This is a genomic window from Paenarthrobacter sp. TRD_SC_7, assembly GCF_056156245.1.
In genome coordinates this window covers 3,155,317-3,181,972 of sequence record NZ_CM149587.1, presented here as the reverse complement: position 1 = coordinate 3,181,972, position 26,656 = coordinate 3,155,317, and the positions used below count along the sequence as shown (strand labels likewise).

Annotated in this window: 26 protein-coding genes; 16 read left to right on the top strand and 10 right to left on the bottom strand. The window is 61.8% G+C overall.

Going from position 1 to position 26,656, the window contains the following annotated elements; genetic code table 11:
• Window positions 1-21: 21 nt before the first annotated feature.
• Window positions 22-603, bottom strand: a complete 582-nt coding sequence (locus tag AC0J5Z_RS15355; RefSeq protein WP_475033771.1) for a hypothetical protein — start codon at window positions 601-603, stop codon at window positions 22-24.
• A 117-nt stretch (window positions 604-720) separates the two neighbouring features.
• Here AC0J5Z_RS15355 and gcvH point away from each other — a divergent pair, with 117 nt between their 5' ends.
• The 5 genes from gcvH to AC0J5Z_RS15330 all read left to right on the top strand — a co-directional run bounded on the left by gcvH (window position 721) and on the right by AC0J5Z_RS15330 (window position 3,788).
• A complete protein-coding gene (gcvH, locus tag AC0J5Z_RS15350) occupies window positions 721-1,107 on the top strand; it encodes a glycine cleavage system protein GcvH (protein ID WP_017200815.1) in 387 nt (128 codons plus the stop codon).
• Between the two features lie 138 nt (window positions 1,108-1,245).
• The gene (locus AC0J5Z_RS15345; protein ID WP_011774388.1) at window positions 1,246-1,722 is read left to right on the top strand and encodes an FHA domain-containing protein; all 477 of its coding nucleotides are present in this window, start codon (window positions 1,246-1,248) and stop codon (window positions 1,720-1,722) included.
• A gap of 20 nt (window positions 1,723-1,742) precedes the next feature.
• On the top strand, window positions 1,743-2,459 hold the full coding sequence (gene ftsR, locus AC0J5Z_RS15340) for a transcriptional regulator FtsR (protein ID WP_475033769.1): 717 nt from the start codon (window positions 1,743-1,745) through the stop codon (window positions 2,457-2,459).
• Window positions 2,459-2,959 (top strand): bifunctional nuclease family protein, encoded by a 501-nt coding sequence (locus tag AC0J5Z_RS15335; RefSeq protein WP_214822604.1) that lies wholly within the window; start codon window positions 2,459-2,461, stop codon window positions 2,957-2,959. The genes ftsR and AC0J5Z_RS15335 overlap by 1 nt, the downstream gene beginning before the upstream one ends.
• Before the next feature lie 235 nt (window positions 2,960-3,194).
• Entirely contained in the window at window positions 3,195-3,788 is a 594-nt protein-coding gene (locus AC0J5Z_RS15330) for a MerR family transcriptional regulator (RefSeq protein ID WP_011774391.1), read from the top strand.
• Between the two features lie 93 nt (window positions 3,789-3,881).
• On the opposite strand, the gene AC0J5Z_RS15325 is transcribed toward AC0J5Z_RS15330, so the two are convergent.
• Window positions 3,882-4,691, bottom strand: coding sequence for a ParA family protein (locus AC0J5Z_RS15325; protein WP_475033767.1), 810 nt, complete (start codon window positions 4,689-4,691; stop codon window positions 3,882-3,884).
• A 302-nt stretch (window positions 4,692-4,993) separates the two neighbouring features.
• Between AC0J5Z_RS15325 and AC0J5Z_RS15320 the strand changes: the two genes are divergently transcribed.
• Window positions 4,994-8,389, top strand: coding sequence for a pyruvate carboxylase (locus AC0J5Z_RS15320; RefSeq protein WP_475033765.1), 3,396 nt, complete (start codon window positions 4,994-4,996; stop codon window positions 8,387-8,389).
• A gap of 82 nt (window positions 8,390-8,471) precedes the next feature.
• On the opposite strand, the gene AC0J5Z_RS15315 is transcribed toward AC0J5Z_RS15320, so the two are convergent.
• Window positions 8,472-10,283 (bottom strand): AMP-dependent synthetase/ligase, encoded by a 1,812-nt coding sequence (locus AC0J5Z_RS15315; protein WP_475033763.1) that lies wholly within the window; start codon window positions 10,281-10,283, stop codon window positions 8,472-8,474.
• Between the two features lie 187 nt (window positions 10,284-10,470).
• Between AC0J5Z_RS15315 and AC0J5Z_RS15310 the strand changes: the two genes are divergently transcribed.
• Window positions 10,471-11,529: an ROK family protein gene (locus AC0J5Z_RS15310; RefSeq protein ID WP_475033760.1), complete on the top strand. Its 1,059-nt coding sequence runs from the start codon at window positions 10,471-10,473 to the stop codon at window positions 11,527-11,529.
• Between the two features lie 30 nt (window positions 11,530-11,559).
• Here AC0J5Z_RS15310 and AC0J5Z_RS15305 read toward each other — a convergent pair whose 3' ends face one another.
• The 3 genes from AC0J5Z_RS15305 to AC0J5Z_RS15295 are packed head-to-tail and all read right to left on the bottom strand — an operon-like array spanning window position 11,560 to window position 13,689.
• Window positions 11,560-12,114, bottom strand: a complete 555-nt coding sequence (locus tag AC0J5Z_RS15305; protein WP_475033757.1) for a hypothetical protein — start codon at window positions 12,112-12,114, stop codon at window positions 11,560-11,562.
• Entirely contained in the window at window positions 12,101-12,904 is an 804-nt protein-coding gene (locus AC0J5Z_RS15300) for an alpha/beta hydrolase (protein ID WP_475033755.1), read from the bottom strand. Before AC0J5Z_RS15300 ends, AC0J5Z_RS15305 begins: the two co-directional genes overlap by 14 nt.
• Window positions 12,901-13,689 carry an alpha/beta hydrolase gene (locus tag AC0J5Z_RS15295; protein WP_475033753.1) on the bottom strand — a complete coding sequence of 263 codons (789 nt, stop codon included), beginning with the start codon at window positions 13,687-13,689 and terminating at the stop codon, window positions 12,901-12,903. The genes AC0J5Z_RS15300 and AC0J5Z_RS15295 overlap by 4 nt, the downstream gene beginning before the upstream one ends.
• A 110-nt stretch (window positions 13,690-13,799) precedes the next feature.
• On the opposite strand from AC0J5Z_RS15295, the gene AC0J5Z_RS15290 reads away from it, so the two are divergent.
• Entirely contained in the window at window positions 13,800-14,591 is a 792-nt protein-coding gene (locus AC0J5Z_RS15290) for a lysophospholipid acyltransferase family protein (RefSeq protein WP_475033751.1), read from the top strand.
• Window positions 14,592-14,657: 66 nt separating this feature from the next.
• Window positions 14,658-16,061, top strand: a complete 1,404-nt coding sequence (locus AC0J5Z_RS15285; RefSeq protein WP_475033749.1) for a class II 3-deoxy-7-phosphoheptulonate synthase — start codon at window positions 14,658-14,660, stop codon at window positions 16,059-16,061.
• A gap of 79 nt (window positions 16,062-16,140) precedes the next feature.
• Here AC0J5Z_RS15285 and pknB read toward each other — a convergent pair whose 3' ends face one another.
• Window positions 16,141-18,213 (bottom strand): Stk1 family PASTA domain-containing Ser/Thr kinase, encoded by a 2,073-nt coding sequence (gene pknB, locus AC0J5Z_RS15280; protein WP_475033747.1) that lies wholly within the window; start codon window positions 18,211-18,213, stop codon window positions 16,141-16,143.
• A gap of 74 nt (window positions 18,214-18,287) precedes the next feature.
• On the bottom strand, window positions 18,288-19,625 hold the full coding sequence (locus AC0J5Z_RS15275) for a lytic transglycosylase (RefSeq protein ID WP_475033745.1): 1,338 nt from the start codon (window positions 19,623-19,625) through the stop codon (window positions 18,288-18,290).
• Between the two features lie 257 nt (window positions 19,626-19,882).
• Between AC0J5Z_RS15275 and AC0J5Z_RS15270 the strand changes: the two genes are divergently transcribed.
• A complete protein-coding gene (locus AC0J5Z_RS15270; protein ID WP_475033741.1) occupies window positions 19,883-20,236 on the top strand; it encodes an Rv2175c family DNA-binding protein in 354 nt (117 codons plus the stop codon).
• Between the two features lie 102 nt (window positions 20,237-20,338).
• Here the strand turns inward: AC0J5Z_RS15270 and AC0J5Z_RS15265 are convergent, their stop codons facing one another.
• Together AC0J5Z_RS15265 and AC0J5Z_RS15260 are read right to left on the bottom strand one after the other, a co-directional pair.
• A complete protein-coding gene (locus tag AC0J5Z_RS15265; RefSeq protein WP_475033738.1) occupies window positions 20,339-21,433 on the bottom strand; it encodes a polyprenyl synthetase family protein in 1,095 nt (364 codons plus the stop codon).
• Window positions 21,430-21,720 (bottom strand): hypothetical protein, encoded by a 291-nt coding sequence (locus AC0J5Z_RS15260; protein WP_475033735.1) that lies wholly within the window; start codon window positions 21,718-21,720, stop codon window positions 21,430-21,432. Before AC0J5Z_RS15260 ends, AC0J5Z_RS15265 begins: the two co-directional genes overlap by 4 nt.
• Here AC0J5Z_RS15260 and AC0J5Z_RS15255 point away from each other — a divergent pair.
• The 6 genes from AC0J5Z_RS15255 (at window position 21,719) to ftsL (ending at window position 26,645) form a co-directional block, all read left to right on the top strand.
• On the top strand, window positions 21,719-21,988 hold the full coding sequence (locus AC0J5Z_RS15255; RefSeq protein ID WP_475033733.1) for a hypothetical protein: 270 nt from the start codon (window positions 21,719-21,721) through the stop codon (window positions 21,986-21,988). The genes AC0J5Z_RS15260 and AC0J5Z_RS15255 overlap by 2 nt on opposite strands.
• 92 nt (window positions 21,989-22,080) lie before the next feature.
• Window positions 22,081-23,343: a DNA polymerase IV gene (dinB, locus tag AC0J5Z_RS15250; protein WP_475033731.1), complete on the top strand. Its 1,263-nt coding sequence runs from the start codon at window positions 22,081-22,083 to the stop codon at window positions 23,341-23,343.
• Window positions 23,344-23,581: 238 nt separating this feature from the next.
• Window positions 23,582-23,950: a DUF3040 domain-containing protein gene (locus AC0J5Z_RS15245; RefSeq protein ID WP_017200835.1), complete on the top strand. Its 369-nt coding sequence runs from the start codon at window positions 23,582-23,584 to the stop codon at window positions 23,948-23,950.
• Window positions 23,951-24,394: 444 nt separating this feature from the next.
• Window positions 24,395-24,826, top strand: a complete 432-nt coding sequence (gene mraZ, locus AC0J5Z_RS15240) for a division/cell wall cluster transcriptional repressor MraZ (RefSeq protein ID WP_144652803.1) — start codon at window positions 24,395-24,397, stop codon at window positions 24,824-24,826.
• 167 nt (window positions 24,827-24,993) lie between these two features.
• Window positions 24,994-25,992, top strand: coding sequence for a 16S rRNA (cytosine(1402)-N(4))-methyltransferase RsmH (gene rsmH / locus AC0J5Z_RS15235; protein WP_475033729.1), 999 nt, complete (start codon window positions 24,994-24,996; stop codon window positions 25,990-25,992).
• Window positions 25,989-26,645, top strand: a complete 657-nt coding sequence (gene ftsL, locus AC0J5Z_RS15230; protein WP_475033727.1) for a cell division protein FtsL — start codon at window positions 25,989-25,991, stop codon at window positions 26,643-26,645. The genes rsmH and ftsL overlap by 4 nt, the downstream gene beginning before the upstream one ends.
• Window positions 26,646-26,656 lie beyond the last annotated feature (11 nt).

Here is a 26,656-nt window from a genome sequence, read left to right as displayed (position 1 = left end):
CCGTGGCGGGCTTTCGGCGTCCTAGGCGCTGGGGGTGGTGTCCTGCGCTTGTGCTTCGGCATTCTTCGCAGCCCTGACGCGTTGGTTCTCTGCTTGCCTGAGAACTTTCATTTGCTTGCCCCTACGTCGCCACAGGGCCCAGAGAATAGTAACCGCAATGAAGACGACCACGGCGGCAACAGCGGAAATGGCTGTCCACGTTGTGAAGAATCCTGCATCCACGCTCAAGGTCCGCTGGCCGGCGTGAGCTGACTCCGTGCTGCCGAAGGCGATTCCAGCGGTGAGCAGGTTGGGCGTGGCGATGGCGACGGCCACCAGGACAATGGCGATTTTCCAGGGCCAGCCCACTGCTTTTCGGGTAGCCTGCCACGCCACCAGGAGCGGAATGAACGTGAAAACGAAGCCGTAGAACATACCCACCAGGACGCTGGCTCCAAGATCGCGCCGGATCTGTCCGGCGATGACATCGGACCACCATCGGGGGAGGATGGCCCCGAGAATGAAGTATGCGGCCACAGCGACAAGCACTGCCACCAGGACCAGGATTATCTTTACGCCCCAATTGCGCTTTTTCTGAGCTGGTACTTGTGCTTGTTCGGTCATGGGTCAATCATGGCAGAGACCCCATAAGGTACAGGGGAAATATGCCTATACTTTCAGCGGTGGCCATCAGCACAGGCCGCCGTCGAGGTTCGTAAATGTCCCGATGAAAGGCCACCAGTGAGCAATATTCCGGAAGAACTTTCCTACACCGCAGAACACGAATGGGTTACCGCTCCAGATGCCGACGGCGTAGTGCGTATTGGCATCACCGATTTCGCGCAGGACGCTTTGGGTGACGTCGTCTATGCCCAGATGCCTGAGCCTGGGACGAAAGTCACCGGCAATGAAGTTGTTGGGGAAGTAGAGTCCACCAAAAGCGTCAGCGACATCTACGCTCCGGTGACCGGAGAAGTCACCAATCGAAATGACGCCCTGGACACTGATCCGGCCTTGATTAACTCGGACCCGTACGGCGAGGGATGGTTAATTGAAGTAAAGCTTGCAGAAGCTGATGCAGTGGATTCCCTGCTCAGTGCATCGGAGTACGAACAACAGGTAGGCTAAAGTTATCTGGCCCGTCAGGTTGCTTTCCCATAAGCCGGAAAGCGGGACGGCGGGCCAGCAACCGATTTGCCCGGCGGTACCGGGAGGCGGAAGTGGCTGGCAGGGTTTGGAACTGCTGGCGGATGAGGAGGAAATTCCATGGTTGGCGGCGAACAGAATCAAGCCAATGTCGGGAACGGCGCGGAGGAACAGCCCACGTCGGAGACCACCTCGATCAGCATTACGCCAACGTGGGACGAGCCGAGCATTGCCCCCAAGTTGGCTCCTGAAGAGCGTGCATCCGTAGACGCGCTTCCGCCGAACTCGGCCCTGCTCATTGCGCACAGTGGGCCCAACGCCGGAGCTCGTTTCCTGCTGGACGCGGATACCACCACGGCCGGCCGGCACCCGGATGCTGACATCTTCCTGGACGACGTCACAGTGTCCCGCAAGCACGTTCAGTTCATCCGGACCGCGTCCGGGTTCGAGCTGGTGGACATGGGGAGCCTCAACGGGACTTACGTTAACCACGATCGCGTCGACCGCGTGCAGCTGAAGAGCGGCAACGAGGTACAGATCGGCAAGTTCCGGTTGACCTACTACCTGAGCCCTGTTCGCGCAGCAGGCCAAGTCTGACGGGGTATCTGCCTGTGGCTATGGCCCAGCAGGACCGTCGCGGACCGCAGGTCCTGAATATAGGGGAAGTCCTTGCCCAGCTGAGTGACGACTTTCCAGGTATGACGGCGTCCAAGATTCGTTTCCTTGAGGAAAAAGGCCTCATTAATCCGAAGAGGACTCCTGCCGGCTACAGGCAGTACGCGGATAGTGATGTTGAGCGGCTCCGTTTCGTCCTTGCCCTTCAGCGCGATCAGTACTTGCCACTGAAGGTCATTAAGGATTATCTCGATGCCATCGACCGCGGTGAGAGACCTGAGAACCTCCCGGCAGGTGTCACCGTGTCACCCAGGGCGGTCTCCGCGGAAATGGCAGCCGAAGTGCAAGGCCGCGCCCGCGCACTCACCGAAGAGCAGCTGCGTGCCGAATCGGGCGCCAGCGTGCCCTTGCTTGAATCACTGCTGAGTTTCGGCCTTATTAGTCATGTGGGCGGCAAGTTCGACGAACACGCGCTCCAGGTGGCGCGGGCCTGTGTTCAGTTGGAAGGACACGGCCTCGAGCCCCGGCACCTTCGTCCCTTCCAAGCTGCAGCTGAGCGGGAGTTCGGTCTCGTGGAAAGGGCCGTTGCGCCTTTGACGTCGCGGCGGGACGCCGCTTCGCAGGCGCGGGCCGCTGAGGCTGCCCGTGAGATCAGCGATCTCTGCCTCACCCTGCACAGGGCTCTGGTCCACGACCGTATCTCTCGGATGGACAGCTGATGATCGAAGTTGAAATCGTCGGTGTCCGGATCGAACTGCCGTCCAACCAGCCGCTGGTACTCCTTCGGGAGATCAACGGTGAGCGGCATGTTCCCATCTGGATCGGTACTCCTGAAGCCAGTGCCATTGCGCTGGCACAGCAGGGGGTTGTCCCGCCCCGGCCCATGACGCACGACCTCCTTGTGGATGTTGTCGAATCCCTGGGCCATTCCATCATCAGCGTGAACATTGTGGCTGTGGAAGACAATATCTTCTACGGACAGTTGCAGTTCGACGACGGCACGGTAGTAAGTTCGCGCGCTTCGGACGCGTTGGCCCTTGCCTTGCGGGCAAAATGCCGCATCTGGTGTGCCGATGCGGTCATGGAGGAAGCCGGAGTCCGCATCACCGAGCACGATGAAGGCGAAGACTCAGAGCCGGATCCTGTGGACGAAGAGCGCGAGATGCGTCGGTTCCGCGAGTTCCTGGATGACGTGGAACCGGAAGATTTCGAAGGTTGAGTCACCCTAAGCCTAAAGTTGAGGGTGAAACTTTCGACACGACCGGAATTTGAGGCCAAGGTCTTTGACCTCGGCCCTCCACGGGCCTAACGTCGAAGATATCAAGTTCCCGTTGCATACACTGCCTGCGCAAGTCACACTGGAAGGTGCGGACTTGAAGGAATTACACTGCTGCATTTCGCTGTTGTATCAGGGTATGCACCGTCCCCAAGGGAACTGAGAACAAGGAGGTCACGTGAGTCCGAAAGGCGAAGCAGGCGAGCTGAAGCAGTCCTCTGCCGGCATTGCTGCGCCCGCATCCGGCGCCCAAGGTTTGCTCTTCACAGAGGACCTTCCTGTGCTGGACGAGGACGCGGGCTACCGCGGTCCTACCGCATGCAAGGCTGCAGGCATCACGTACCGCCAGCTCGACTACTGGGCACGTACGGGCTTGGTTGAGCCTGCTGTCCGTGGTGCTGCCGGCTCTGGCTCCCAGCGGCTCTACGGCTTCCGCGACATCCTGGTTCTCAAGGTGGTCAAGCGACTCCTTGATACTGGCGTGTCCCTCCAGCAAATCCGCACCGCCGTCGAACACCTTCGCGAGCGAGGCGTCGAAGACCTCGCGCAGATCACGCTCATGAGCGACGGCGCCAGCGTCTACGAATGTACATCGGCTGATGAGGTCATCGACCTCGTGCAAGGCGGACAGGGCGTCTTCGGCATCGCCGTTGGGCGCGTATGGCGGGAAGTTGAGGGAAGCCTGGCCGCGCTTCCGAGCGAGCACGCCGCGGAGCAGTCCTTTCCCGACGACGAACTGAGCAAACGGCGTGTAGCGCGCCGCATCGGCTAATCGGCCGGTCCACCGGATTCGAACCAAAGAAGAAGGCCTCGTCCCTGCAGGGAGGAGGCCTTCTTCTTGCGTGGTGCGTGTAAGTAGGGGAGCTCAGCGCTGGCGTCGGTCCCGTAATGAGGACTGTCCAGCGAGGAGGCTCTCAAGCAGGGCATCGAAGAGCTTGGCGGCGTTCTTGGCCGAGTCGCCGGGCCAGTGGTGGACGGAATGCGCGGCGCCTTGGATCTGCTGCCAGTTGGCCTGTTCCGGAATATGGGGTGTCAGCAGCAGTTCACCGAACATGGATTCCATTTCAGCCAAGCGGAAGGTGTGCTCCGCAGACCCGGTGCGTACCCGGTTGGCCACGATCCCTGCCGGGGCCAGATTGGGAGCGAACTCCTGCCTGAAGAGCTGAATGGCCCGCATCGTCCGTTCCGTGCCGGCCACGGAGAAGAGCCCGGGCTCGGCCACGAGGACCACGCGGTCGCTGGCGCTCCACGCCATGCGCGTCAGTCCGTTCAGGGATGGTGGGCAGTCCACCAGGACGAGTTCGTACTTGGTGGCGCCTGCCAGCACGCCTGACAGCCTGCGGAGGTCGCGTCGGCCCAGGTCCGGGCGGTCATAGATTCCAGTGAAGGCCGATCCGGCCGCGACGTCCAATGTGCCGTCGCTTGAACCGTTCGAGACCCAGCTGCTGCCTGCCACATTGTTGGGGAGGTTTGCTTTGCGGGGGCTCTTCAGCATCCGACCGATGTCGAGTTGCCCGCCAGGCTGAACGCCGAGTGCCGTGGTGGCGTCGGCGTGTGGATCGAGGTCCACCACCAATGTGGGTATGCCGGCTGCGAGGGCCGCGGACGCCAGACCGGTGGTGACGGACGTCTTTCCCACTCCACCTTTGAGGCTGCTGATGCTGACTACTTGCACTTGAAAACCCAAAACCTAACGCCGGTTGCCGTATCGCGCTGATTCGCTCCGGAAGCGCCGGAGCCGGGGCTTGCCGAAGCCCCCTCAACATCATATGGTGCATCGCGGCCGATTCCCGCTTTCTACGCGCCCGGCCGCAAGTGGCAACCCTGGGCAATAGCATGCAGGTGGATCGCGCGCACGCATATACAGCTCAGATGACGATTCCTTTGTGATGGTTGCCACAAAGATTTGTGTTTGATGCTGGCGGCACTACACACTGTGACCACCGACCGATCCACCCGCAATGATGCAGGAGAAGTATGTTTTCGAAAATTCTGGTGGCCAATCGCGGCGAAATCGCGATCAGGGCGTTTCGCGCTGGTTATGAACTGGGCGCCAAGACCGTAGCCGTCTTTCCGCACGAGGACCGTAACTCGATCCACCGGCAGAAGGCCGACGAAGCTTACCTGATCGGCGAGGTGGGCCATCCCGTCCGCGCCTACCTGGACGTCGAGGAGGTTGTCCGCGTCGCCAAAGAAGCCGGCGCTGACGCCATTTACCCCGGCTATGGCTTCCTCTCGGAGAACCCGGACCTCGCCCGTGCAGCCAAGGCAGCAGGCATTACCTTCGTGGGCCCGCCCGCGGAGGTCCTGGAGCTCGCAGGTAACAAGGTTGCTGCCCTGGAAGCCGCCCGCAAGGCCGGCGTCCCGGTCCTGAAGTCGAGCAAGCCCTCCAAGGACCTTGACGAGCTCATCGCTGCGGCTGACGAGATCGGCTTCCCGATCTTCGCCAAGGCTGTCGCCGGCGGTGGCGGACGCGGAATGCGCCGTGTGGAGACGCGCGAAGCCCTCCCCGAGGCATTGCAGTCCGCCATGCGGGAAGCTGACGCAGCCTTTGGCGACCCCACCATGTTCCTTGAGCAGGCAGTGCTGCGTCCCCGCCACATTGAAGTGCAGATCCTGGCCGATGCCGAAGGTAACGTCATGCACCTCTTTGAACGTGACTGTTCACTGCAGCGCCGCCACCAGAAAGTGGTGGAAATCGCGCCTGCGCCGAACCTGGACGAAAATATCCGCCAGGCTCTCTACCGCGATGCTGTCGCCTTCGCCAAGGCCTTGAACTACGTCAACGCCGGAACTGTGGAGTTCCTGGTGGACACGGAAGGGGAGCGCGCCGGCCAGCACGTCTTCATTGAAATGAACCCCCGCATCCAGGTCGAGCACACCGTCACAGAGGAAATCACCGACGTTGACCTCGTGCAGGCACAGATGCGCATCGCCTCGGGGGAAACCCTTGCGGACTTGGGGCTGAGCCAGGATTCAGTGTCCATCAAGGGTGCTGCCCTGCAATGCCGCATCACCACCGAAGACCCCTCCAACGGCTTCCGCCCGGATGTTGGAAAGATCACCGGCTACCGTTCTGCCGGTGGCGCCGGCGTCCGGCTCGACGGCGGAACGGTCTACTCCGGTGCCGAGATCAGCCCGCACTTCGACTCCATGCTGGTGAAGCTGACCTGCCGTGGCCGTGATTACCCCGCGGCCGTAGCCCGCGCGCGTCGTGGCTTGGCTGAGTTCCGTATCCGTGGCGTGTCCACCAACATTCCCTTCCTGCAGGCTGTTCTAGCGGATCCGGACTTCAATGCCGGAAACGTGGCCACGGACTTCATCGACAAGCGCCCTGAACTGCTGAAGTCGCACATTTCTGCGGACCGCGGCACCAAGTTGCTCACCTGGCTGGCCGAGGTCACCGTCAACAAGCCAAACGGCGAGCTCGCTGTCCACTCGGACCCTGCCAGCAAACTTCCCGCGATCGATGGGCCGGTCCCCACCTCGGGTTCGCGCCAGAAGTTGATCGAGCTTGGGCCTGAGGGCTTCGCCAAGGCGCTTCGGGAGCAGCAGGCGCTTGCCGTCACGGACACTACGTTCCGCGACGCCCACCAGTCGCTGCTGGCAACACGCGTACGCACCCGCGACCTTGTAGCGGCAGGCCCGGCCGTGACGGCACTTATGCCGGAGCTGCTTTCCGTGGAGGCCTGGGGCGGTGCAACGTACGACGTCGCGCTGCGCTTCCTCGGTGAGGACCCGTGGGACCGTTTGGCTGCTTTGCGCAAGGCGCTGCCGAACACTTGTATCCAGATGCTCCTCCGCGGACGCAACACCGTGGGCTACACCCCGTACCCGGAAGAAGTGACGGAGGCTTTCGTCAACGAGGCCGCCGCTACGGGCATCGACATCTTCCGTATCTTTGACGCCCTCAACGACGTCAACCAGATGGCCCCCGCCATTCGGGCCGTACGTGCAACCGGGACGGCCGTCGCGGAGGTGGCACTTTGCTACACGGGCAACCTCCTGGACCCGAAAGAGGACCTGTACACGCTCGACTATTACCTGGACCTGGCCCAGAAGATCGTCGACGCCGGTGCACACATCCTTGCCATCAAGGACATGGCGGGCCTCCTGCGTCCGGCTGCTGCCGCCAAGTTGGTTTCAGCACTTCGGGAGCGCTTCGACCTGCCTGTGCACCTGCACACTCACGACACCGCAGGTGGTCAGCTTGCCACCTTGTTGGCCGCTGTTGACGCGGGCGTGGATGCCGTTGATGTCGCAGCTGCGTCCCTGGCCGGCACTACAAGCCAACCCGCCGCGTCTGCACTCGTGGCAGCCTTGGCCAACACACCCCGCGATACCGGGCTCAGCCTGGCCAATGTCGGCGCGCTGGAGCCCTACTGGGAAGCTGTCCGCCGCGTCTATGCACCCTTCGAATCCGGTCTCCCGGGTCCCACAGGACGCGTCTACCAGCACGAAATCCCCGGCGGACAGCTGTCAAACCTTCGCCAGCAGGCCATCGCTTTGGGCCTCGGGGAGCAGTTTGAAGCCATCGAGGACATGTACACGGCGGCTGACCGCATCCTTGGCCGCTTGGTGAAAGTCACGCCATCTTCAAAGGTGGTGGGCGATCTCGCGTTGCACCTGGTGGGGCTTAACGCCGATCCGGCGGACTTCAATGAGAACCCGCAGAATTACGACATCCCGGACTCCGTCATCGGCTTCCTCTCCGGCGAACTCGGTGATCCTCCCGGAGGCTGGCCTGAGCCGTTCCGCACCAAGGCCCTTCAAGGCCGCAGCATCAAGGTGCGCGACGTCGATATCAGCGCCGAGGACAGTGCAGCGCTCAAGGGTGACTCCAAGACGCGACAGCACACTCTGAACCGTTTGCTCTTCGCAGGACCCACCAAGGATTACCTGAAGAGCGTTGACACCTACGGCAACATCTCCGTGCTGGACACCCGTGACTACCTGTATGGTCTACAGCAGGGCGCAGAGCACGTCATCGAGCTCGAGAAGGGTGTCCGCCTCATTGCCCAGCTTGAGGCCGTCTCCGAAGCCGACGAGAAGGGCATGCGCACGGTGATGTGCACGCTGAACGGCCAATCCCGTCCGGTGGTTGTCCGGGACCGTTCGGTGGTCAGCAACGTCAAGGCAGCAGAGAAGGCAGATCCGGCGCAGCCTGGCCAGGTTGCCGCCCCGTTTGCAGGCGCAGTCACCGTAACGGTCAAGGTGGGCGATGTCGTCAATGCCGGCGACACCGTTGCCACCATTGAGGCGATGAAGATGGAAGCATCCATCACGACGCCGGTCGCGGGCACGGTCTCACGCCTCGCCATTTCCTCGGTAGAGCAGGTCCAAGGTGGCGACTTGCTGCTGGTGATCGGCTAGTCATCTACCCAAAAAAGTACCCCGTCCGGAAGAATCCGGACGGGGTACTTTTTTGTGACTCCTTATGGCTAAGGCACGGTGCTTAGGACGCGCGGGGTGCTGAGTACATTTCCTCAATCACGGCGTCGAAGTCCTTCATGACCTGTGCACGCTTGACCTTGAGGGATGGAGTCAGGTGACCTGAGGCTTCAGTGAAGTCCGCTGGAACGATCCTGAAGGACTTGATGGCCTCAGCCTGGGATACGGACTGGTTGGCCTTGCTGATGAGCTCCTGGACTGCTGCTTTCACCACGGCATGGTTCGTCGCCTCGGCGAGCGTGGTGCTGGAGGGAAGCCCGTGGCGGTCCAACCAGCCCGGAAGCGCTTCCTCGTCCAGCGTGACAAGGGCGCCGATGAACGGACGGTTATCGCCCACCACCAGCACCTGGGAAACCAGCGCATCCGCCCGGATCTGATCCTCCAGCAGGGCAGGAACCACGTTCTTTCCGCCTGCAGTGACGATGATTTCCTTCTTGCGGCCCGTGATCTTGAGGAACCCGTTGCTGTCCAGTTCGCCAATATCGCCGGTGCGGAACCATCCGTCAGCAAAGGTTTCGTCCGTGAGGTCTTCACGCTTGTAGTAACCCCGCATGACGCAGACACCCTTGGCAAGGATTTCGCCGTCGTCAGCGATCTTGACTGAATTGCCCGGCAAGGGGGCACCTACCGTGCCGATCTTGATCTGGGACGGCGTGTTCACCGAGATGGGCGCCGTGGTTTCGGTCAGGCCGTAGCCCTCCAGGATCTGCAGGCCAATGCCTTGGAAGAAGTGGCCCAGGCGTTCACCCAACGGACCGCCGCCAGAGACGGCGTGCGCAACGTGGCCGCCCATCGCCGCACGGAGCTTCCCGTAGACGAGTTTGTCGAACAAGGCGTGCTTGAGCTTCAAACCAAGTCCCAGGGAACCGGACTCACGTGCTTTGGAGTAGGCGATTGCGGTATCCACTGCGTGGTGGAAGATGGCTCCCTTGCCGCCATCCTCTGCCTTGGTCAGTGCCGAGTTGTAGACCTTCTCGAAGACCCGGGGCACAGCCAGGATGAACGTCGGCTGGAAGCTCTGGAGGTCGGCCAACAGGTTCTTGATGTCCGGCGTGTGCGCCACCTTGACGCCGCCGGCCACGGCAAGCACGGAAATGAAGCGTGCGAAAACGTGCGCCAAGGGGAGGAACATGATGGTCTTGGCAGACTCGTTAATGATCTCGGGCAATGAAGCGCGGGCGTTCTCGGAGAGCTCCACGAAGTTGCCGTGGGTCAGTTCGCAGCCCTTGGGCCTGCCGGTGGTACCGGAGGTGTAGATAATCGTGGCGAGATCCTTGAGGCCGGCTGAGGAACGGCGGGATTCGAGTTCGTCGTCGGGGACGCCTGCGCCTGCAGCACGCAGGGCGTCGAGTCCTGCGCCTTCCAGCTGCCAGACGTTGGTCACGGTGGTGATGTCCTCTGCGGCCACAGCCTGGCGGATAACGTCCTCATGGTGCGCTGCTTCGCCAAAGGCTGCCACAGCGCCTGAGTCGCCCAGGTTCCATGCCACTTGCGAAGGCGACGACGTTTCGTAGATCGGGACAGAGACGGCTCCGGCAAACCAGATGGCGAAGTCCACAAGGGACCATTCGTACCGTGTGCGGGACATGATGCCCACACGATCACCTACGCCGACCCCACTGGCGATGAGGCCTTTTGCCAAAGCCCTCACGTCCTGTAGGAAGTCCTTGGCACGGATGTCCTGCCACTGCCCATTGCCGTCCAACTTGGAAAACAGTGCAGGGTTGGATGCTTTTTCTGCCTCTCGGATCACGAGGTCCGTGATGTTGGTTTCGGGGGCGATGTTGACGAGGGGAGGAACACTGATTTCACGCACGGTAGCTCCTTTGATATCCACGGGCCACGAGGGGCTGCTTCCACTCTAGTATGCCCGCTCGCGGAGGTGTGTTCTATTTCACCTACTGGCGAGTAACTTTACGGATGAGCCGTCATTTCAAGCAACTCGACGCCGTCCATACCTTCGGATGCGGGTGCGGCTCTGTCCTGCGGAATAGGATGATGGGATGCCCGCACTACGGTCCAGTTCCCTGGTCAGACCCAAGCCACCGGCCTCTGCCTGGAAGGACGTGCCGTGGGCTGCCCGCCGCAGCCATTTGGGCCGCCGGGGCCTGGCGATCGGGATTGACATCGGCGGCACCAAGGTTGCCGCCGGTGTTGTGGATGCCGAGGGCCGGGTCCTCGCCGAGGCCCGCAGGTCCACGCCAGGCGCGGACCCCCGAGCCGTCGAGCAGACCATCGTGGAGCTGGTGGACGAACTCAGCGCAGGACACAGGATCGCTTCCGTGGGTATTGGTGCCGCGGGATGGATGGACCTCGACGGCGGGACCGTGCTGTTCAGCCCCCACCTGGCGTGGCGGAACGAGCCGTTGAGGGAGAGTCTCCAAAAGTTGTTGAGGCGTCCCGTTCTGCTCACGAACGATGCCGATGCCGCGGCGTGGGCGGAGTGGCGCTTTGGCGCAGGGCAAGGTGAAAGCCGCTTGGTGTGCATCACTCTGGGTACGGGCATTGGCGGCGCCATGGTCATGGACGGCCGGGTGGAACGGGGACGCTACGGCGTGGCCGGCGAATTCGGGCACCAGATCATTTTCCCCGGGGGCCACCGCTGCGAATGCGGTAACCGCGGCTGCTGGGAGCAGTATGCCTCCGGCAACGCCTTGGGGCGAGAAGCCCGGCAGCTCGTGCGAACCAATTCCCCCGAGGGCGTGGCTCTCCTGGAGAAGGCGGGCGGGATTGCAGACAGCATCACCGGGGCCGCCGTTACGGCGCTGGCGCTCGACGGCGATGCGACGTCGAGGGAACTCCTGGTGGACCAAGGTGAATGGTTGGGGCTTGGGTTGGCCAACCTCGCAGCGGCACTGGACCCCGGGATGTTCGTAATTGGCGGAGGACTGTGTGATGCAGGGGAGTTGCTCGCCGCACCCGCTCGTGAGTCGTTTGCGAAGAACCTTACGGGGCGGGGTTTCCGGCCCATGGCGAGGATTGAACTTGCGGCCCTCGGCCCCAGTGCCGGCATGATCGGCGCGGCAGACCTTTCCCGGGTCAGCGGCCGTGCGCGTAGCTAAGCTTCCCCGCTGAAAACGGGACGTGGGCACCTAGATGCGGGCGCCGTCGTCGTCCTCATTCTTCTCCTGCGGAAGCCGCATGATGAGGTACACAACGGACGCCACGAATATGGCGACAATGCCCAGAATTGCTGTTAATGGCGCTGACCGCCAAAACATGGCGGTGAAAAGGAGGGCGATTGGTCCGCCCACGGCACCAACCCATGCCAGCATGACCAGCGGCTCGGTTCCCGCCAGGCTTGGGGGCTCTTCGGGAACGAAAGCGTGGTCCTCGTCTTCGACTTCGTAGTCACGTGGTCCGGACGGCCAGCTAGCGGCTTCGGCGTCTGCAGGGACTGCTGCCGCATCAGGCACCGGTTCGGGGGCCGGGGCGGACAACCCAAGCGGATCGAAATCCTTGAAGGTCCTGCCGGGCTCGCGTTGCATATGCCCGGCTTCCGGGTCCGGATCCTCATGGCCAGCCGCAGGCGGTTCCCCTGCTGTACCTGACTGTGTGGCCTCCAACCGGGCCACCAGATCCAGCCACACGGCGTCGTCGTCCTTGTTGGCGCTTTGATCAGCAGAATTGGGATCAGGCCTGTTCATGGGCTGTGTCCTTTTCGGGGGAAAGCCCGTGTCCGGCCAGGGCCGCTACGGTCTTTTGAATGAATTCGATAGTCCCGGCGAAAATCTCCGGCGCGTCATTGTCAAGGGTGGCCACATGGTGGCTGTTGTGGAGGTAACTGACGTCAACCGGCGCCTGCACCCGGGAACGGAGGAACTCCAGGCTTGCGTTCGAGATGACGTTGTCCACCGTGGATTTGTAGACCCGCACGGGTGAGCTGATGCGGGGCAGGATGGCCGCTGTGTCCTTGTACATCTTCTTTAGTTGGTGAGCGGCCGCAACGGGTGTGCGGGCGTAGGCACCTTCGTCCTGGTCCGGTTTCAGGATGTCGTTCGCGATGGCCGGAGTTGTCTTCACCACATACTTGAGAGCAGCGACGATGACAGCCCGGGGATCGTCGAGGACCAGCCCGGGGTTAACTACCACCGTCCCTGCAACAGGGCGCGTGGCTGCTATCCGCAAGGCGAGGGTTCCGCCCATGGATAAACCGGCAGAGAAAACGTAATCGCATTCTGAGGCCAGCTCCAAGTAGGCATCATCCACGGCACGGTGCCACTCCCGCCATGAGCGGGTGGACATGTCCTGCCAGGAGGTGCCGTGACCTGGCAGCAACGGCAGTCTGACGGCGTAGCCGGCCGCAGCAAGATGTTCGGCCCACGGCCTGACGCTGTGCGGGCTTCCTGTGAACCCGTGGGACATGACGACACCAACGCGCGGTCCGGCCCCATTCCAGCTGCTGTGGAACGGCGAAAAGTCCGGGAGCATTTTCATGATGACTCTGAGGCTACTCTGTCGCCGGCATGCTGGCGGAAAAAGCGGGCTGATTCTTCAAAAATGGTGGGTGCATCAACGTCCAAGGTGGCTACGTGTCCGCTGCGCGGAAGGGTGACCACCTTCAGGCGGGAGGAGTCGATGTGCTTGCTGATAGTGGCCACTGAGCTCGGGGGAATGACACCGTCCACCGAAGACTTGAACACCAGCGCCGGAGCCTGTACCTCGGGCAATCCCCGGGTTGCCGCGCGAAAGAGCTTCTTGAGTTCGTGAACCGACTTCAACGGTGTCTTGGAGTAGTCTCCGTCCTCAGTTGTTACCGGCGCGGGGGTGTCCTCCACTATGGGGGTGGTAGTGCGCATAACGTACTTAAGGGCTCCGATATACCTCACCCGGCGGTCATAGAAGCTCAGCCCCGGGTTCACCAGGACCAGCCCGGGAACTTCATGGCGGGACGCCACATGAAGAGCCACGGCTCCGCCCATGGACAGGCCTGCCACGAAACACGTTTCGGTCTTCGCCGCAAGGTCCAGGTAGCTCTGCTCGAAGGTCCGGTACCAGTCTTGCCATCGTGTGGTGGCGAGGTCCTGCCAACTGGTGCCATGCCCGGGAAGGAGGGGCACGGACACTGCGAAGCCCTGCTTGGCGAGATACTCGGCCCAAGGGAGAACGCTGAGGGGGCTTCCGGTGAAGCCGTGGCAGATCGCCACTCCAATTGATGCGTTGGCTCCGTGTCCGGCGTGGTGGAAAGCGAGCGGCGCGGCGGGTGTGTTGCGTTCCGTCATGCGTCCATCGTGTCACTGTTCCGGACATTTCTCACTGGAGTAGGGTTGCTGTTGAGTGCCGGCCGGGTTGCCCGGGTGCATGCCAACCAATCGGCCGTGAGAGGACAAACGTGTTCTATTGGGTCATGAAGAGGATCTTTCTCGGTCCCATCCTCAAGCTCCTGTTCCGTCCCTGGGTGAAGGGACTGGACAACGTTCCTGAAAGCGGAGCTGCCATTTTGGCCTCCAACCACTTGTCCTTCTCGGACTCCATCTTCCTGCCCCTGATGGTTCATCGTCCCGTAATTTTCCTGGCCAAGTCCGAGTACTTCACAGGAAAAGGGCTCAAAGGACGGCTCACTGCGCTTTTCTTCAGGCTCAGCAACCAACTGCCGATGGACCGTTCCGGAGGGGCGGCGTCGGAGATGTCGCTGCAGGCAGGCAAGGACGTCCTGAACTCCGGGGGCCTGCTGGGGATCTATCCGGAAGGCACCCGCAGCCCGGACGCCCGGCTCTACCGCGGCAAAGTGGGCGTGGCCAAGCTGGCGCTGCAAACACGTGTCCCGGTGGTGCCTGTGGCCATGATCGGGACGGAGAAGGTCCAGCCCATCGGCAAGCGACTGCCGAACATCCGTCGGATCGGCCTTATCTTCGGGCAGCCTTTGGACTTCAGCCGCTATTACGGCATGGAAGATGACCGTCTGGTCCAGAGGGCTGTGACCGACGAAATCATGTACGAGTTGATGCGGCTTTCCGGTCAGGAATACGTGGACGAGTATGCAGCGGTGGTTAAGGCCCAGTTAGCCGGCAAAGGCCCGGAGCCCGTCCATAAAATTGAGATTGCCGAAGACGCCGCCGCAGACATTGCAGAGGATAGGGATGAACCCCGGAGTGACGCGAACGGATCAGCGGAGAAACTGTGACGTAGGCGGCAGCATCGGTTACGGCTGCAGTCCCTCAACCTTGCCGCGGGCTACTACTCTTGAAGGGTGACTGAGCTAACCGCGAACACCGCACCCTCCGCAGCAGATCCTCTCGCCAGCACCGCCCAGAGCGGGGCAGCAAACTATCCCGGGCTTGACGCCTGGCGGGACCTGCCGATTTCCCAGCAGCCCTCATGGTCGAACGCTGATGTCTTCAAGGCTTCCGTCAAGGAACTCTCCGTCGTGCCGCCGCTGGTCTTCGCTGGAGAAGTGGACGTGCTTCGGGAGCGCCTCGCGGCGGCTGCCCAGGGCAAAGCCTTCCTCCTGCAGGGCGGCGATTGCGCGGAAACCTTCGAGGCCGCCACCGCGGACAAGATCAGCGCCCGGGTCAAAACCATCCTCCAGATGGCCGTGGTGCTCACTTACGGCGCTGCCATGCCTGTCATCAAGATGGGGCGCATGGCCGGCCAGTTCGCCAAGCCGCGTTCTTCCAATGACGAGACCCGCGACGGAGTAACTCTTCCCGCTTACCGGGGCGACATCGTTAACGGTTACGAGTTCACGCCGGAATCGCGGGCACACGACGCCGGACGGATGCTTCAGGCGTACCACACCTCCGCGTCCACACTGAACCTTATCCGTGCCTTCACGCAGGGAGGCTTCGCGGACCTTCGCCTGGTTCACCAGTGGAACAAGGGGTTCACCGAGAACCCGGCACACGCGCGCTACGAATCGCTGGCGCGGGACATCGACCGTGCCATCAGCTTCATGGACTCCTGCGGTGCTGACTTTGAGGCACTCAAGCGGGTGGAATTCTTTGCCAGCCACGAGGCCTTGCTGCTCGACTACGAGCGCGCACTGACACGCATCGATTCACGTACCGGCCTGCCCTACGACACCTCCGCGCACTTCCTGTGGATCGGTGAGCGGACCCGCGAACTGGACCACGCCCACGTGGACTTCCTTTCCCGCGTGCGGAACCCCATCGGCGTCAAGCTTGGCCCTACCACCAGCGGCGATGACGCCCTGCGACTCATCGACAAACTGGACCCCAACCGCGAACCAGGCCGCCTCACGTTCATCACCCGCATGGGCGCCGGCAACATCCGCGAAAAGCTGCCGGCTGTCGTCGAGCGCGTCACCGCATCCGGCGCGCAGGTGCTGTGGGTGACTGACCCGATGCACGGCAACACAGTCACGTCGCCGAACGGCTACAAGACGCGCAACTTCGACGACGTCATTGACGAAGTGCGTGGGTTCTTCGAGGTCCACCACTCCCTGGGAACAGTTCCCGGTGGCCTGCACGTCGAAATGACGGGCGACGACGTCGCAGAGTGCTTGGGCGGCGCCGATCCGATCGACCAGGACGCGTTCCTGGACCGTTATGAGTCCGTGTGCGACCCCCGGTTGAACCACATGCAGTCCCTTGAAATGGCGTTCCTGGTCGCAGGAGCCCTGTCCAAGCGGTAACAACTGACAACAAAAGGCGTGGTCCGGATTCATCCGGGCCGCGCCTTTTGTTGTGGTTGGAAATGTCTGGGTCGGATTGCTAGACGACAGTCAGCGTCACCACTGAGTCCTCGGGTATCTCGGTATTGACTGGGTTCTGGTCCCGGACGGTGCCGAAGAAGCCACCCAGAACCTTATTGACCTCAACTTTGAAACCAAGCTTCTTCAGTTCCTTTTCGGCCTCATCGGCCTGCTTGCCGATGAAACTCGGGACCTTCACCAACTTGGGTCCCTTGGACACTGTGAGCGTCACCGCTTCGCCCCGGACAAGGGTGCCAGTGGCCGGTACCTGGGAAACAACAGCGCCCTTGGGGACAGTCTTGTCATTGACCGTCTCCGGAGCGATCACGGCTACGAGCCCGGCATCCTGAAGGGCCTTAGCGGCTGCGTCCTGGGCCAGTCCGCGCACGTCGGGAACAGGAATGGGTTGGGGCCCCTTGGAGACCACCAGCGACACAGGGGTGCCATGCCGCACTTCGGTGCCTTTGGCCGGATCCTGGGAAATCACGACGCCTGCGGGAATCTTTTCGTCGAAAGCTCCGGTGACGTTGCCGAGGGCCATTTCGGCGGCATTCAAGGCAATCTTGGCCTCGTCCAGACTTCCACCGGTCAACCCCGGCAGGGCGAATAGCTGGGCACCCTTGGAAACGAAGAGTGTGATGGGTTGAAACTTCCGGACCTCGGCTCCGGATTCAGGCTCGGTTCCCACGGCCAGGCCCGGCAGGATGTCGTCGTCGAAGACGTCCTGTGGCTCCGACTGAAATCCGGCAGTGCGGAGGAGTTGCTGCGCCTCCGCCACGGTTTTGTTTTTGACGTCGGGGACGGTCCCCGGGGATCCGGGTCCCATTCCGAAGAACCAACCTGCCGATGCTGCAAGCGTTGCAAGGATAACAATCACGATGGTCCAGATGACGCCACGGCGTCGGGGGTTGCCCTCGCGCAGCGGGCGACTTGGCGTGGCCGCTGCTCGGGCCCGGTCTTTGTTCTCTTGCCGTTCGAGTCTTTTCAGCTCCCGCTTGCCGGGCTGGCGCACGTTCTGATCGTTGCCCGGACCAGCTGAGGTGGCTTGTGGCGAGTGCAGGCCTGGACCACCGGCCGCCATAATGGTGGTGGGGTTGCTCTGGTGGGAAATCAACTCTGTGGGTGAGGAAGTGGAGGCAATGGCTTCCGTGGGGTTCCCGCCCGGAGCGCCCAGCGCAGCGGTTGCAGTGGTGGGCGCGGGGGAGCCGGGCAGCCGGGAAGACGCCTGCCTACGGTCCAGCTGCTCGTCTGTCAGCGTGGTGCGGATATGACGGAGTTCGGTCAGCAAGGCAGTGCCGTCAACGGGCCTGTTTTCCGGATCTGTCGCCGTGCACCACTGAACCAGCTCGTCCAGGTCTTCGGCGAGGCCGGGAGCGGCCTCCGAAGGGCGCCCCACCACGGCATTGACGTGCTGGTAAGCCACTTGGATGGGGGAGTCCCCGGCATACGGCTGTTTGCCCGTCAACATCTCGTAGAGCATGATGCCGGCGGAGTAGATGTCGCTGCGGGCATCCGCGGGCTGGCCGAGCACCAGTTCGGGAGCCAAATAGGCCACAGTGCCTATCAGGGCACCGGTGCTGGTGTTGGCCGAGATCGCCCTGGCCAATCCAAAGTCTCCCACCTTGATGCGTCCGTCGTCCGCAATGAGGACGTTCTCAGGCTTGATGTCGCGGTGTATCAGGCCTGAACGGTGTGCGGCAGCCAGGCCCTCAATGACAGGATCGATCAGCGCCAGGGCGAGGCGCGGGGGCAGGGCGCCTTGTTCTGTGAGGGTGTCACGAAGGGTATGTCCCTTGACGTACTCCATGACCAAATAGGCGATGTGGCCATGCTCGCCTTGATCCAGCACTCCAACGATGTGGGGGTGCGAAAGGCTCGCAGCCGCCTTGGCTTCGCGGCTCAGCCGCTCCAAGAACGTGGGATCGTTGGCCAAATGCGGGTGCAGGACTTTGAGGGCCACGTCACGCTCCAGGCGCTGGTCCGTGGCCAGGTAAACAGTGGACATTCCGCCGCTCGCCAAGCGGGAGCGGACCGTGTATCGGCCGTCCACACTGGTCCCGATGAGGTGGTCCTGCGTTGGTTCTTGCACCATACGATCCTAATCGAGGCAGGGAAGGGGCCCGAATCCACGTGGGATGCGGGCCCCTCCGAGGTGCAGTTGAAAGCCTAGCCGAAGGTGCGCTGGCGGGCCTTGATCGATTCGACGTAGCGCTTGGTGTCCTCGTACATGCCGTACTTGCTGACCGAGTACTGGCCTTGGTAGTAGCCGGCAATCGCCGTGTCCAAATCCTTGCTGGTAGCGATCAGGACCCGAATGATTGCCACACCTGCAGTGGCGTTATCGTACGGATCCAGGAGGTTGAGCTTGCGACCCACCAGATCGGAAGCCCACTGGCCGGAAGAGGGAATAACCTGCATGGTGCCAATGGCATTGGCAGGCGAGACCGCCCGCTGGTCAAAGCCTGATTCCTGTTCGGCGAAGGCCAAAGCCAAAGAAGGGCTGACTCCCATGCGCCGGGCCGTGTCAGCCACGATGCTCTTCATTTCGGCACGGCTGGGCACCGGTGAGGCGTTAAGCAGGGCCTTGTTCTCATTGGCTGAGCTGACAACAGCCGGAGGGTATGTGAAGCCCAGGAAAGTGCTGGGTACCAGTGGCTTCGTATCCCCGGCGGGCTGCAGGCCAGCACCGGGGATGGTGAGCTTCTGGCCGGGATAGATGACGGTGGTAGCTGTCACGTTGTTGTTGGCAGCCATCAAGGCAGCCAGGGAAACCCCATGGCGGGAAGCGATGGAACTAAGGGTATCGCCTGCCTTGATGGTGTAGGAACCTGTTCCAGCCAGCGGGGCGGGTGCAGGTGCCGGTGCTGTGGGCGCTGATGGGGAGGATCCGCCACTGACCTTGATCTTCTGCCCCGGATAAATGATGGAGCTCCCGTTGAGCCCGTTCCAGCTGAAGATGCTGGACAGCGGAACGCCGTGTTTGGCTGCAATGGCGCCCAAGGTGTCCCCCGAGACAACGGTGTAGACGGCTGCGTTGCTCGGTGCGCTGGGCGCGCTGGGGGCGGTCGGGGCTGGCTGCGCGGGTGCTGGCGTAGGTGTGCCCGTGAGCTTGATGGTTTGGCCCGGGTAAATCAGCGTGGTGGCAGAGAGCTTGTTCAGCTGAAGAACTGCCGCCGTGTCCAAATTGAAGCGTCGCGCGATGGCGCTGATGGTATCGCCGCGCACGATCGTGTACGTGTTCGGAACGGACGGAGCCATGGGGCGCAGGGCGGCAGGGATGGTGGTTGCAACGGCCTGCGCGGGAATGACGGAGCCCACGTTGACTGCTTGCGCTTTCATGGCCGCAGCGAGCGTGGCAGGAATCTTTCGAGGCTGCGGTGCCGGTGTTGCCATGGACGGTTGGGCCAAGGCAAGCGAGGACAAAACCACGGCGGGAAGCGCAGCCGTGGTTGCCGCGATGACCGGCATGCTCATGGTTCGTTTCGGCGAGCGGGGCGTCGTCATGAAATGTGTCCTCATCTCAAACAGCGGGGGCGAGTGTTAGCGCTGTTGTCAGTGTTACCAGTGTTGCTGATGTTATCAATGATGCAAATGTGATCAGTGTGAATCTCTCACACTTAGTCGATCAACACAACAATTCCTGTCAACCCAGATAAAAGAACCCATTTGATGCGGCAGAAATGGCGACTGACCGGTGGTTCGGGTGTATCGGCGTCGGCTCCGGCTAGGCGCAGGGCGGGGCGACGTGGCAACCTTGATCCGTGAGTAATGTAGAAAGCCTTGTTTCCGACTGGCTGCCGCTGCCGGATGTCGCCGATTTATTGGACGTTTCCATCACCAAAGTCCACGGACTTCTGGATGAGCGTGCGCTTGTCGCCATCAGGCGGGGAGAACGGAACATCCGCTCAGTCCCGGCCCTCTTTGTCCAGGACGGGCATGTTGTAGACAGCTTGAAGGGAACCATTGCGGTTCTCAGCGACGCTGGTTACAGCGACGAAGAACTGATTATCTGGCTGTTCACCCCCGACGAGTCGTTGCGGGGGCGACCCATTGACGCCCTGCGCGAGGGGCGTAAGACAGAGATCAGGCGTCGCGCCCAATCATTGGCCTGGTAACAGCGCCCCCTGCGGGAGGCCGGACAAAACGCAGACGACGGCGGGGCTCCACCGCCGTCGTCGCTGTATGTCCTCCAGGTGTCGGCAATACGAGCCTTCGGGTCAGGCCGCCCGGCTGACAGCGGCTTCGGCCAGCTGACGCAATGCCACCAGCGGCAGCTCCTCAAGGGGCAGGCGTTCAAGAGCGTCGAAGGCTCTGTTGCTGAGCTTGGCGATCAGTGATTCCGTGGCTTCCAAGGCTGCGCAGTCAACAATGATGCGCCGTATTTCAGCTACCTCGTCCCCTCCGAGGTCAGGGTTGCCGAGCATGCGGTCAAGATATTCGGCCTCGGCCGGGGGTGCTTGGTTGATGGCAAAACCAACCAGGACGGTGCGTTTGCCTTCGCGAAGGTCGTCCCCAGCGGGTTTGCCGGTCGTTTCGGGGTCGCCAAAGACTCCCAGGACGTCGTCCCGCAGTTGGAATGCCTCACCCAGTGGCAATGAGAACTCCGAGTAACCTTTGAGCAGCCCTGCGGGTGCACCGGCCAACGCTCCACCCAACGCCAGCGGATGTTCAGTGGAGTATTTGGCGGATTTGTACCGAATGATGGATTTCGCGCGCTCCACAGATCCGGCCCGGTCTCGAACGGGGCCGGCCACTTCTTCCAGGATGTCGAGGTACTGGCCTGCCATCACTTCTGCGCGCATCACGTTGAAGATTCGCCGCGCAGAACTTCCGGCTGCCGCCCGGGTGCCGATTTCCGTAAAGGATTCCTCGCTGAAGGAAAGGCAGAGATCGCCGGTCAGGATTGCTGCTGCGTCCCCAAAACGCCCACTGTCCAGCGCCCAGCCATTCATTTCATGGAGCTGGCTGAACCGTTTGTGCACGCTTGGACCGCCGCGGCGGGTGTCGGAGCGATCAATGATGTCATCGTGGATCAGGGCCGCTGCCTGGAAAAGCTCCAGGGCGCATCCGGCAGTGACAATGTCCGGATCATCGGCAGGGCCGCCGGCACCCCTCCAGCCCCAATAGCACATCAGCGCCCGTAGACGCTTGCCTCCGGTCACCAGATTGGAAATCGATCCAATGAGCGGAGCGACGTCCGGAGAAACCGACGCCATGAGGTCCTGTTGCCCTGACAGGAACCCACTCAGCTTGCCGGCAACACCGTTAATGAACTGCGTCTGTTCCGAAGCGACGGGGGAGGCGGCCGTCACTTGACGGACCCGGCCGCCACGTTGGCGCCGATAGTGAATGTTGAAACGCCTTCTTTTTGCCTGATGGAAACGTTCACCGTTTCGCCGTCACCGCGGATGAAGTCCAGGGAAGTGACATTGCCAACAGCGGAGGGCCCGGGGACAAGTTTGAATCCTTGGGCCTCCATGGAGGTTTTGTAGTAGTCCATAACCCCCTCCGGTGGGGCTTTTATCGTCCCCACGAGAGCCACGGTGGCTACTGAAGTGCTCTTGTCCACGCTGCTTGAGCGGACGGAGGTCTTGGGCATGACCGGAATGAGTTGCTCTGGAAAGCCGGGAACAAGGGCGTTCACCGTTGCGGTGGCGTCCGGTGCAGGTGGGGCTGTCTCCGTGAACGCCGTGGTTTCCGGCGAGGCTGTTGAGTTGGAAGCAGACGATGACGGGGTTGACGTCACCGCGGACGACGGCGAGGAAGCGCCCGTTGCGGACGGCGCCGCCGAACCGCCGGGCGGGGGTGTGCATGCAGACGCCGCCAGGGCGACACTGACTGCGAGCAGGGCAAACCCTCGCGATTGAGGAGTTCCAAAGAGCTTCACAGGGTATCCTTCCTGGGGCTGAGCCGGATTGTGCCTCCAGTTTAGTCAGTGGCCGGGCATAGTATTGCCGTTGTGAGGCAAGAAGCATTTGGTGGCGCTGAAAGTGCCGGCAGCAAGCCCGCCCGCAGCGCCGGAGATGCCCTGCGGGAACTGCGGCGAACCAGCATACTTCACGTGGATATGGATGCTTTTTTCGTCTCCGTGGAGCTCCGCAGCCGTCCCGATCTTCGCGGGAAGCCGGTCATCGTTGGTTTCCCAGCGGAACGGTCCGTGGTTCTTTCCGCTTCCTACGAGGCCCGGGCCACGGGCGTGAAGTCCGCCATGCCGATGTCCATTGCCATGAGGCGGTGTCCAGCCGCGGTGATCATCAACCCCCGGCACACCGAGTACTACGAGGTCTCCGCTCAGCTCATGGAGATTTTCGCCTCCATTACGGACTTGGTGGAGCCGCTCAGCGTTGACGAAGCCTTCCTGGACGTGGGCGGGGCCATTCGCCGGCTTGGATCACCCTTGGACATCGGTCATCTCATCCGCCGCAGGGTTCAGTCGGAACTTGGAATCACGGCATCTGTAGGTATCGCCAGCACCAAGTTTGTGGCCAAGATCGCATCCACTCGTTGCAAGCCCGACGGTATCCTGCAGATCGATGCCGAGGACTCCATCCCCTACCTTCACAGTCTTCCCGTCGGTGCCTTGTGGGGCGTTGGTGGAAAGACTGCCGACGTGTTGTCCCGCCTGGGCATTAGCACAGTCGCGGATGTCGCAGCCACGCCCGTGGCGTCGCTCAGGAAGGTTCTGGGCGCCAGTGGTGAGCACGTTCACCGGCTCTCCATGGGCATTGACCCGCGGCCGGTAACTCCAGCCAGGATTGAGAAGAGCATCGGGGCAGAGGAGACGTTCTCCGTCGATACGGCGGACGATGCCTTATTGCACAGGGAATTGCTGCGTCTGTCGCACCGCACTGCCATCCGGCTCAGGAGCTCCGGGATGCTGGCAAGGACTGTGGCATTGAAGCTGCGGTACGCGGATTTCTCCACGGTGACGCGTAGCCGCACCGTGCACGCTCCCGTGGACAGTGCGCAGCTGATTTACCAGGTGGCCGTGCAGCTCCTTGAGTCGTTGGGCACGCGGTCCATGAGCGTTCGATTGGTAGGTGTGCGGGCAGAGCAATTGGAACCAGCGGGTCAGACTTCCTTGCAGCTGAGCCTGGATCGGCGGGACGACAACTGGCGGGCAGCCGAACAAGCCCTGGACCGTGTCTCGGAGCGCTTTGGGTCCAAAAAGCTCCTTCCGGCCCGGCTCCTGGAACCTGGCAAGCCTCCAGCGGACGCCTGAGGCCCACGCGGTTGCCCGGCGGGACTCAGGGCGTCTTTCAGAACGGCGTCGGACAAACTATCCTATTTATTACAGAGATTTAGATCGTCTGGACAAACTGTTTCCTGAACAGTCGGCCCCAAGATGCCCGCTGAACCAAGAGGGATTTTTGGGGAACGATTTTCTTGGTCTGATCGTTTTGGAAACAGACGCACAGGACGCGTTACGTCCAGACGCTGGCTGACTAAAGGAGGTCGCGATGCCCCTCTCGGAGCATGAACAGAAGCTGCTTGAGCAACTTGAGAAGCAACTTCATGAGGACGATCCGAAGTTCGCCAACACCATGGGTTCGGATCCCATCCGCAGCTGGTCTACCCGGCATGTGATCATCGGTGTGCTGGGCGCTATTGCCGGTATTCTTCTCCTGCTTGTTGGCGTATCAATGCAGGCGATACCTGTGGGTGTCCTTGGTTTCATCGTCATGGGTGCTGGCGTCTACTTTGCCACGTTGCGTGGCGCGGCCTTCGGTAAAGCCAACAAGGGGAAACCTGGCAAGACCAAACCAAAGAGCTCGTTCATGAGCAGCCTGGAAGAACGCTGGGACGAACGGCGTCGCGACGACAATTGATTGTCCCTTCCGGACCCGCGGCCGGCACCCGAGGCCTCTCCTGAATCAACTACGCCCCTAAACTTCCACCGGGGATAACGAAAGACCCGCACTGCGGGTCTTTTCGCGTTTAAAGGGCGGAGGTTCTTGAACGGGAGGCCGCTCCACTTCCCACCCCTTTCTCCATATTTCGCCACGTTGGTCCGGATCAGGCCCGGTAGTTCCAGCGTCTGGCCGTGAAATCCGCGACTCAGGCCCCGGGGCCCCTGTCCCTTGCTTCGCGTCCTCCACTTTCCGCCATCACCCGAAATCCGCGCGAGTTCGGGCCTTATGAATCTCAAAGTGGTGGAGAAACGCACTCTATTGCGTTGACTGTGGGGCATTGTGGAGTAAAGTGGAGAGCATAAGAGGGTAGTGGCAGTGTTGGGTATGTGCGGGCACCTTGATTGAGGGGCGGTGGGGCCAGTGTTTCTTGGCACTCACTCGCCGCGTCTCGATGAAAAGGGCCGAATCATCCTCCCCGCCAAGTTCCGCGAGGAACTTGCCGATGGATTGGTTCTCACCAGAGGCCAGGAACGTTGCATCTACGTCTTCAGCCAGAAGGAATTCGAGCGCATTCACGAGTCAATGCGGGAGGCGCCACTGTCTTCCAAGCAGGCACGTGACTACATTCGGGTTTTCCTGTCTGGAGCCTCTGATGAGGTACCTGACAAGCAGGGGCGCGTGACGATTCCGCCAGCGCTCCGGGCTTACGCGGGACTCGGTCGGGAATTGGCAGTCATTGGCGCCGGTACCCGGGCGGAGATCTGGGATGCCGAAGCTTGGAACGAGTACCTCAACGAAAAGGAAGCAGCCTTCTCGGAAACGGATGACGACAACTTGCCCGGGTTCATCTGACCGGTTGCAGGAAGCCGTAGTCCAGCTTCTTGAATGGGATCTCCAGCCGCCCATTGAACTGTCTTCCTGGCTCACCTTCCCCTGAGCCAGGCCGGCGGAACGATAGGCGCGGATGGGGATCCGATTCAAGAATCAGTATGTAAGCGATTGAGGAAAGAGGAGGCAGCGTGGAAGAGCAGGACGCGGCAAAGCCCACATCGGAGCGCCACGTGCCCGTCCTGAAAGACCGCTGCATCAACCTGCTTGCTCCTGGGTTTGAGGCTGCCAGGAAACGCGGGGAAAGACCTGTCGCCATCGATGCAACCCTTGGCATGGGGGGTCACTCCGAGGCCATGTTGCAGCGTTTCCCCGACCTTCATCTCGTTGGCATCGACCGCGACGAAGAAGCCCTGGCCTTGGCCGGCGCCCGGCTGGAGCCGTTCTCAGACCGTACCGATCTTGTTCACGCGGTTTACGACGAGATTGAGGACGTCCTGCTGGACCTGGGCATACCGGAAGTCCATGGCATTCTCATGGACCTTGGCGTCTCGTCCCTGCAACTGGATGAGCGTGAGCGCGGTTTCGCTTACTCCTACGATGCTCCCTTGGACATGCGGATGGACACCAGCCGCGGCCAAACGGCAGCCGATGTGGTCAACAATTACAGCGAAGACGAACTGGTACGCATTATCCGCAAATGGGGCGAAGAGAAATTTGCCGGTCGGATCGCCAACCGGCTCGTGAACGCTCGCGCGGAGAAGCCCTTCGCAACCACGGGGGAACTTGTAGAGCAGATCCGCAGCGTCGTCCCCGCCGCAGCAGCGAAGAGTGGCGGACACCCCGCGAAGCGAACGTTCCAGGCTCTGCGCATTGAGGTCAACGAGGAACTCGATGTCCTGGAACGCGCGGTTCCGGCAGCGGTGGCCGCAACGGCCATGGGCGGGCGGATCGTCGTGATGTCCTATCACTCGCTTGAAGACAAGATCGTCAAGTCCGTTTTCCAGTCCGGTTCCAAATCCTCGGCACCACTCGGCTTCCCGGTTGAGCTTGAAGAACACAAACCCGAACTGAAGACCATCACTAAGGGCACGGAAGTGCCTACGGCAGCAGAAATCGCTGAAAATCCCCGCGCGGCGTCTGCCCGGTTGAGGGCAGTGGAGCGTATCAAACAGAGGAGAGACGCATGAGCAACGCCGTAGCGAAGACTTTGCCCTCCACAGTGGGCAGCACCGCCCGTGCGCTTTCGGTCCCTGCGGAAAGGCCCGACACCGCTCGCAAGGCCCGCACTCCTCTTTCCCTGGTACGCAGCGCACCGGGCAAGCGAAGGACACCTTTCGTGGTCCTATGCTTCGTGGCGATGGCGGCCGCGCTGCTGACGGTCCTGGTGTTGAACATCTCTGTGTCCACGGCCCAGTACCAGTTGGTGCAGCTAAAAGCCGAAGCTGCCACCCTGAACAAGGAAAACCAGGACCTGACACAGAAGAAGCAGAACTTCGAAGCTCCGCAGAACCTCGCTGCGAAGGCTGCAGAATTGGGAATGGTACCTTCCACCGTTAAGGGCCAGATCGATCTGAACACCATGGCGGTCACCGGAAAGGCTTCACCGGCGGTCAAGGGAGATAATCCTGGAGCCTTGCTCGCGGCTCCGGCTGTTGAGGGATTGATTGATGTGGTTCCGTCGGTGACTACCAAGGATCCGTTGGAAAGCCGCAAGCCGGATGCAACTCCGGTGGCCCCGGCTGCAACGCCCTCAACTCCGGCGGCCCCGGCAGCTGCCCCGCCGGTTGAGCTTCACGGGGGATCGGTACCGGCTCCGCAGCAAAAGGCGCCAGGGCAGTAGACCGTCAGTCC